8 protein-coding genes are annotated in these 7,340 nt (G+C 43.2%); 5 read left to right on the top strand and 3 right to left on the bottom strand.

Translation table 11 applies throughout. The annotated features are described in order from the left end of the window. Positions 1-18 precede the first annotated feature (18 nt). Positions 19-1,166, bottom strand: a protein-coding gene (locus OGV67_RS04115; RefSeq protein ID WP_286464973.1) for an IS3 family transposase whose coding sequence is annotated in 2 segments (ribosomal slippage) — positions 19-929 and positions 929-1,166 — 1,149 coding nt in all. Because the reading frame shifts where the segments join, the coding sequence is not laid out codon by codon here. A 296-nt stretch (positions 1,167-1,462) separates the two neighbouring features. Between OGV67_RS04115 and OGV67_RS04110 the strand changes: the two genes are divergently transcribed. Further along, positions 1,463-1,867: an H-NS family histone-like protein gene (locus OGV67_RS04110; protein WP_165747067.1), complete on the top strand. Its 405-nt coding sequence runs from the start codon at positions 1,463-1,465 to the stop codon at positions 1,865-1,867. A 132-nt stretch (positions 1,868-1,999) separates the two neighbouring features. On the opposite strand, the gene OGV67_RS04105 is transcribed toward OGV67_RS04110, so the two are convergent. Then, positions 2,000-2,602, bottom strand: a complete 603-nt coding sequence (locus OGV67_RS04105; RefSeq protein ID WP_001305361.1) for a site-specific integrase — start codon at positions 2,600-2,602, stop codon at positions 2,000-2,002. Positions 2,603-3,000: 398 nt separating this feature from the next. Between OGV67_RS04105 and OGV67_RS04100 the strand changes: the two genes are divergently transcribed. Beyond that, positions 3,001-4,101, top strand: coding sequence for a hsdR (locus OGV67_RS04100; protein ID WP_196354812.1), 1,101 nt, complete (start codon positions 3,001-3,003; stop codon positions 4,099-4,101). A 481-nt stretch (positions 4,102-4,582) separates the two neighbouring features. Here the strand turns inward: OGV67_RS04100 and OGV67_RS04095 are convergent, their stop codons facing one another. After that, positions 4,583-4,840, bottom strand: a complete 258-nt coding sequence (locus OGV67_RS04095) for a HigA family addiction module antitoxin (RefSeq protein WP_001575470.1) — start codon at positions 4,838-4,840, stop codon at positions 4,583-4,585. 706 nt (positions 4,841-5,546) lie between these two features. Between OGV67_RS04095 and OGV67_RS04090 the strand changes: the two genes are divergently transcribed. From OGV67_RS04090 to trbJ, 3 genes are all read left to right on the top strand, one after another. Further along, positions 5,547-5,828 carry a hypothetical protein gene (locus tag OGV67_RS04090; RefSeq protein ID WP_000843928.1) on the top strand — a complete coding sequence of 94 codons (282 nt, stop codon included), beginning with the start codon at positions 5,547-5,549 and terminating at the stop codon, positions 5,826-5,828. A 281-nt stretch (positions 5,829-6,109) separates the two neighbouring features. Continuing rightward, positions 6,110-6,463, top strand: coding sequence for a conjugal transfer transcriptional regulator TraJ (gene traJ, locus OGV67_RS04085; protein WP_001575471.1), 354 nt, complete (start codon positions 6,110-6,112; stop codon positions 6,461-6,463). 81 nt (positions 6,464-6,544) lie between these two features. Further along, positions 6,545-7,339: a P-type conjugative transfer protein TrbJ gene (trbJ, locus tag OGV67_RS04080; RefSeq protein ID WP_070550206.1), complete on the top strand. Its 795-nt coding sequence runs from the start codon at positions 6,545-6,547 to the stop codon at positions 7,337-7,339. Position 7,340 lies beyond the last annotated feature (1 nt).

The raw sequence follows: 7,340 nt of genomic DNA, 5'->3' as shown, positions 1-7,340 counted from the left end.
TGAATCGCCACGGATAATCTAGACACTTCTGAGCCGTTGATAATATTGATTTTCATATTCCGTCGGTGGCATCTGATCACTCGAACCATGCCGACGCTTACTGTTATAAAACATTTCGATGTAATCAAAAATATCACTACGGGCTTCTTCCCGCGTTCCGTAGATCTTTTTCTTTATCCGTTCACGCTTCAGTAGCTGGAAAAAACTTTCTGCAACTGCGTTGTCGTAACAGTTACCACGACGACTCATACTGCCCTCCAGTCCATGTGATTTCAGGAACGACTGCCACTCGTGGCTTGTGTACTGACTACCTTGATCAGAATGAACCAGCACCTGTTTTCGAGGATTACGTCGCCACACGGCCATCAGAAGTGCATTCAGGACAATATCTTTTGTCATCCGGGATTGCATTGACCAGCCGATAACTTTGCGCGAGAACAGGTCAACAACCACGGCCAGATACAGCCAGCCTTCGTGGGTTCGGATGTAGGTTATGTCCGTTACCCAGCGTTCATCCGGTGCATCTGGATTGAACTGTCGCTGGAGTCTGTTGGGTGTCACGAAATTAGCTTCACCTTTATGCGCTCGCGGGCTTCGATACCCGACCTGAGCCTTTATCCCGGCAAGCTTCATCAGCCGCCAGACCCGGTTAATCCCGCACTGTTGCCCGCTATCTCGCAGGTCGAGATGGATCTTGCGATAGCCATAAACGCACCCGGACTCCAGCCAGAACTGTTTGATTTGTCCTGTCAGCCTGAGATCCGCCTGATGCCGTGGTGAATGCGGCTGCTGAAGCCATGTGTAAAACCCACTCGGATGAACATTCAGCACCCGACAAAGCAGACGAACAGGCCAGCAACAGGAGTTGTCACGGATAAAGGCGTACCTCAGCCGGACAGCTTTGCGAAGTACGCCGCGGCTTTTTTTAATATGTCCCGTTCGTCAGTAACCCGCTTCAGCTCCTTCTGGAGTCGGCGGATCTCGGCCTGAGCATCTGACTGCTCTTTACTGGTGGAAGAATCTGGTCCGTACTTCTTTATCCAGGCGTAAAGGCTATGGGTGGTGATGTCGAGACGTGTTGCAACGCTGGAAACAGAGTGGCCACGATCAACAACCTGTTTGACTGCTTCAATTTTAAACTCTTCAGGATAACGCTTACTGCTCATGTGCACCTCTCTTTAAGCCATTTTAAATGACTCTGAGGTGTCTGTTAAATCCGTAGCGATTCACCTGGCATCATAGTTTTAAGTACCTTCAAAAATGCATGGACATTTCGTAGGAGTTAGAATTTAGTTCTTGCACATTCTTCTTAGTTTTGTCTTGCGATAAGATATTTATATCAGTAGTCTAAACCTCGTTAATAACAATATGTACCAATCGGATTAAAATGCTCAGTAAGAAAAATCGGGTTGATGAGCAACCGTCGACATTGGTATTTGCTGAAACTTTAAGAGGTCTCTTTATGTCAGATGCTCTCACACAGTTAAATAATATCCGTACCTTACGTTCCCAGACTCGTGAAATGTCATTAGATGTACTGGAAGATGTTCTGGAAAAGTTTAAAATTATTCTTATAGAACGACGAGAAGAAGAGATATTACGTCTTGCAAATGAAAGTCAGCGCCGCGATAAACTGGAATCACTTCGTCAGATGATGCTTGATGAGGGTATCGACCCATCCGAACTTATGGCTGTTGTTGGCTCTCCGGGTAAGGTTAAAAGGACGCGCTCTCCCCGCCCCGCGAAGTATCGATATACTGACGAAACTGGAGAGTCAAAAACATGGTCAGGTCAGGGGCGAATGCCGAAGCGGATCTCAAATCTGATTGCTGAAGGTGGGGAATTAAAAGATTTTGAAATCAGCTAAAAAGAGCCATCAGGAGCTTTCATCCCGAGTCAATCAGGACAATATATAATGTATGTTCTTCGTGAATCCATACTGCATAAGCTTAACAACGTCCGTTATTGGCACAGGACTGCTGTTGCAGCCCTGGCAACCTTAGACTTCAATCGATTCAGAGATCTCTAACGCATCATCGACTTCAATGCCCAGATAACGGACTGTGCTTTCCAGTTTCTTATGGCCTAACAGAAGTTGGATCACCCTGAGATTCTTAGTTTTCTTGTAAATCAGGTAAGGTTTTGTTCTTCTCAAGGAATGTGTACTGTAAAGCGAATCTTCGAGACCAAGTTTTGCTACCCACCCATGAAAAATTCGGTTGTATTGCCGGGTTGATATGTGTTGGTTAGTACCGACCCGAGATCGGAACAAATAGTCTTTACTGCGTAAATTGCCAAGCTTTATCAATGCAGAAACAGCTTCTCTTGTCCCTTTGGTTATCTCAAATTGGACAGGGCTGCCGGTTTTCTGTTGTAGAACCGTAGCTCTGCTTGAAACAGAGCTACCATATGCAACATCAGATACTTTGAGTTTGACCAGATCACAGCCTCGAAGCTTACTGTCCAGGGCCATGTTGAACAGAGCTAAATCGCGCGTTTTACCTTCCAGTTCAAGTCGGATTCGGATACCCCAGATATGAGATATCTGAAGTGGTCTTTTTTGGCCTATGATACGGTCTTTGTTCCACGGTGACGTGTTCATACTCAAATCTCCTGCAATGTGGGAGATTTGAGTATGGTTGTCCTTATGAGCGAGGAGCGGAAGCTCACTTTAGGGCAATCTAATTCACATGTCAGAGGATTTATAAAAAGAGAATAGTGCAGATTTTATGGATACTTACACTTGCTATGGCATACTTTTTGGGACCCCATCAGTTTAGGGATCTGAATCGCCACAGCTTTGGTAGGCACCTGCTTTATGGTCACGTGCACCCGAAGATCCTGCGGGTACGCATGGGTCACGAAAAGTACGAGTCTACAGAAGTTAATTTACGGTTTTTTGCGCTCGATGTGGCTGCCAGCTACCAAGTCCAGTTTACACTGGATACAACTAACGCGCTGTAGCAACTGCGTGGTGGAAGCTGATTAAAGGAGATAATGATGTTCGATGTTGACGATACTGCACCCGATACTCCCGACCCCCGTGAACTCAGTCAGGATGTGCAGGCGCTGATCAACAATGGTCTGGATTTTCTGGATAAAGCCCGTGAAGAGTTGGAGGCCTCGAAGCCGAAGTTCTCCGTCGTCAGTTTCTGGACTGCGGTCGAGATTTTACTGAAAGTTCCGCTGGCGCACGAACACTGGTCGTTGGTCTGCAGCCCGAAAAAGCCAATAAAAAAGCAGGCTTACCTAGCCGGTGATTTTCAGTCGGTGACCTACGAAGAAACCCGTGAAAGGCTTAAGGACGTACTTGAAAGACCCCTAGACAGAGAAACGGACAGTGCTTTTGATAAGGTCAGAAAGCACCGCAACCGCGTAGTTCATTTCTACCACCCCACTTTCACCGAGGCTGAACAACGTCAAATACTCAAAGAACAAGCTGACGCTTGGTTTGCCCTGAACCGGTTATTAAGGGATGAATGGAAAGTTATCTTCGGTGTCAAACATAATTGGAAGCTGGCTTTCGGTGAAACTCGTCTGATTAGGGGAAACAAATTTTATGCCGAGGTGCGGTTTAAACAGGTTAAGCCTGAACTCGAGCAGCTCTCTGAAAAGAATATTCAAATCGGTAACTGCAATGAGTGCCATCAGCATGCGACGGTAACAGGGACTGAAACGACCGGTAATGAAAACCGTAAGCTTGAAGTTACGCGGTGTAAGGTTTGCACCAGTGCTGTAAGGCAAATTACCCTGGTTTGTCCAGACTGCGAAATACCTCAATTGCTACCTGAGGGAGATGGTGATTTTGAATGCGAACACTGCGACTACACTTCGGATAGGTATAAACTGCTGGATGAGGAGTTGTTCCACAGTGTGGATGAACAGCTACTCTCCGTATTTCCTGCTGGATGTACCAATTGCATGACTCCTGAAAGCGTATGTAAATTTGGAGACGGCTATCTTTGCACTCAGTGTTTCATCTATTACACCGAGCTTCATGTATGTGGTTGTTGCGGTCACCTGAGCGATAGCGTTCCTGAACTGAGCCATATCCGAGGATGTGAATTTTGTGATGGTGACCAACGTTATTTTGATGACTGAATTACCATATATAATCTAGGCTCTTCAGGGATGGGTTGGACTGTCCGCTCCTGGCCAAAAGCAGTCTTTCGGGTTTAAGACCTACAGCCTGACACTTCCGAATCTAAGTGGTCGAATTTTATTAGTGATGGTGGAGTAATCTGCAAATGGGTAGTCAAGTCAAATGGAACTATGTATCCATTAGTATTTGCGGCTAATTAGATGTAAGATATTAACGTCTAATGTAGGAATGTTCCATTCAGGCCAGAGCGTCAAACAAAGCCCGAACTTACCAGTCGGGCTTCTTTATGTCGGTTTTCAGTGTCGCCTCTACCACGGCTAAAATGATTTGTCCGGTCAGGACTGTGTCCCATCATCCAGGATCAAATTTCTCAATCCTCAGTCCTCCTGGTGTTATCATGTTTTAATGAGTCACTAGTAATACATGAGTATTATTCAAAGCATATTATGTATTAGGACTAAGCAATCTAATTGAATACCATTACTTTTTTTTATTAAACCATGCCTCATGTAGCTCTTGCAGTTTCACCCAAAAATATGCATCTGTATTGAAAATTATCGCGAGTTGAAAAGCTTCCTCAAGAGTTATATTTCGCTCATTTTTTATTATTTCCAAAATTTTTTCATATGATGTATCCATCAGTTCAGCAAGTCTTGCGGGAGGCATATCCAATGGTTTCAAGAATTCTTCGTATAAAATCTCTCCGACAGTTGAAGGTGCAGCATTTATCGTCCTCATCCCCCCTCCTTTTTTTTAAACGTCATCGGATTCATTATAGTAATTTGTTTAGCTAAACAAATCATAGAGTAAGGTTGGTTTAAGTGTTTTTCTTACTCAAATTCGATATATCCGCTGTCAGGAATGAATCATTTGCAAACAGTAGTCCTTATAAAGGTTAGCTAACCAAATTTATAAGTCATCTACAATCCTCTGTTATTTACATTTTGTTTCATTTTATTTATTGCTATTTAGTTTAGCTAAACAATCTATTTCATCATGTATAATCTGTGTATTTACCCACAGATTCTGTTGATAATATTGTGCATAACTTGTTTGTTAATTTTTTATTATATGACATATGAGGTACGCTTTTATGACATATGAGGTACGCTTCCATGACATTTGAGGTACGGGTATAATTTAAAATTGTTATAATAAACAAATAAATATATCGCTTTTCCACCCCCCTCTAACCTGATCTTTAACCTTATATATAACCAAAAAGATTAAAGGAATTATTAAAACCTTAGTGTCATTCAGAAATTGGTAAATAAAACCAATTTCATATGAAGTAAGAACCCGATGAATAAAAACCCTGTTGACATTATTCTTTTTGGCAGTAAGTTTTAATTATTCTCAATTCATAACGTTGGTTAGCAAACTTTAGCGCCTAAAATTTTAGCCGCTAAAATCCTCAAATTTCTACTGAGAGATGGGTTCTTCGATGAAATCAGTTATGCCAGAACTTATAACCGTTGAAGAGTTGGCTTTTGCATTAAAGAAAACTGTAAAAAGTATCCGCAGTGATGCAACACGAAATCCAAAATGTCTTCCACCAAGATGCCGTCTTCCCGGTAATAAACGTCTTCTCTGGCGTAGAGAGGATGTTAAGGACTGGATAGATAAATCTGTTGAGTCAAAGACAGAAAATGACGATATAGCGAAAGAGATAAATAGGTTTCAAAGGAAACGTGGCAGGCCGCTAAAACCCAAGCCGCGAGAATAAAAATATTCCTTGGGGTATTCAGATAAGTTTCCTTTCAATAAACACATATGCTGCACACTTTTACACGACTAATACTGCACAAATGCTTTACGAAAACACACTGAGTACACAGGAATACACAATACGTACACAGATTCACAACGGCAAATGTAGGGCAGGACATGTAAAGTAGGCCCACCGTAAACGGTGCTTCTACTTTACCTTCTCTTATTCGCAGCTGAGCTGCTCAACGGAGTCCTGCTCTGCGAGGCTGATCGGCTACCGCCTGTATGGAGAATGATATGACCGTTTCTCAGACTAGAAAAAATAGTACACCAATTAAAGTTTATTGTTTGCCAGATGAAAAAGCGCAAATCCAGGAAAATGCAGAAGCATCTGGCTTAAGTGTAGCGAGTTTCATTCGTAAAGTAGCAATGGGTTATCAGGTTGAGTCTATGGTAGATATTGAACAGGTTGTAGAGCTTAGCCGAGTAAATGCTGATCTTGGTCGACTTGGTGGGTTACTTAAACTGTGGTTAGCTAACGATCCACGCACAGTTGATTTTTCACCCTCATTGATAGAAACGTTGCTTGCTAAAATAGAATCAACCAGACAAGAACTAAGAAATATTATGGATAGAATCTTGGATAAATAAATTTATGGTTTCCTAAATATCTGTATTTGTTAAAAGTACGAGTTTTCAATATTAATAATCAGTTAAATTTGAGGTGAGCAAATGAAGTTAATGCTCCGAGTATTTTCATCACTGAGAGGGATTTTAGCAGCTAAAAAATCATTAGCAGCTTCCTTCCTGGCGTCCATCATGGCATTACCGGCGACAGCCGGTATCCCTGTAATCGATGGTACTAATGTGGTGCAGACCACAATCAGCGCAGTCAACAACGTTCAGGCTGTGGCAAAACAGATCCAGCAGTACCAGACGCAGCTGCAACAGTATGAAAACATGCTCAAAAATACAGTCGCACCTGCAGCCTATATCTGGGATCAGGCCAATTCAACCATCAACAAATTGTTGCAGGCGCAGGACACTCTTAATTACTACAAAAATCAAGCCGGAAGTCTTGATTCATATCTGAAACGTTATCAGGACGTGAATTACTACCGCTCAGCACCGTGCTTTAACAGTAATGTTGATTGTACTGCGGATCAAATAAGCGCACTGCGCAAAGCTGAACAGAACAGTTCTGAGGCACGTAAAAAGGCCAATGACGCCGTGTTTAAGGCTCTCGACGAACAGCAGGAAACACTGCAAAGCGATGCTGATAACCTTGCAGATTTGCAAACTCAGGCAACCAGCGCACAAGGGCAAATGGAAGCTATTCAGGCCGCTAACCAGCTTGCCAGTGCTCAAACGAACCAGTTGCTGCAAATCCGCTCGCTTCTGGTATCCCAACAAAACGCTGCAGCAACACTGGCACAGGCTCAGGCTGATAAAGAAGCCCAACAAATAGTCGCTGATGAAAAAGCGTTAGCTGGCGAGAACACGCCAAGCCCGAAGCGAATTTGGTGAG

Origin of the sequence: Citrobacter sp. CK188 (assembly GCF_030333525.1) — a bacterium.
GTDB classification, from domain to species: domain Bacteria; phylum Pseudomonadota; class Gammaproteobacteria; order Enterobacterales; family Enterobacteriaceae; genus Citrobacter_B; species Citrobacter_B koseri.
Note: the sequence above shows the minus strand (reverse complement) of the source record. Positions and strands in the feature narration are given on the sequence as shown.

Coding starts and splice junctions, on each gene's coding strand:
- OGV67_RS04110 (WP_165747067.1), top strand. CDS start 1,463: ATGTCAGATGCTCTCACACAGTTAAATAATATCCGTACCTTACGTTCC.
- OGV67_RS04105 (WP_001305361.1), bottom strand. CDS start 2,602: ATGAACACGTCACCGTGGAACAAAGACCGTATCATAGGCCAAAAAAGA.
- OGV67_RS04100 (WP_196354812.1), top strand. CDS start 3,001: ATGTTCGATGTTGACGATACTGCACCCGATACTCCCGACCCCCGTGAA.
- OGV67_RS04095 (WP_001575470.1), bottom strand. CDS start 4,840: ATGAGGACGATAAATGCTGCACCTTCAACTGTCGGAGAGATTTTATAC.
- OGV67_RS04090 (WP_000843928.1), top strand. CDS start 5,547: ATGAAATCAGTTATGCCAGAACTTATAACCGTTGAAGAGTTGGCTTTT.
- traJ (WP_001575471.1), top strand. CDS start 6,110: ATGACCGTTTCTCAGACTAGAAAAAATAGTACACCAATTAAAGTTTAT.
- trbJ (WP_070550206.1), top strand. CDS start 6,545: ATGAAGTTAATGCTCCGAGTATTTTCATCACTGAGAGGGATTTTAGCA.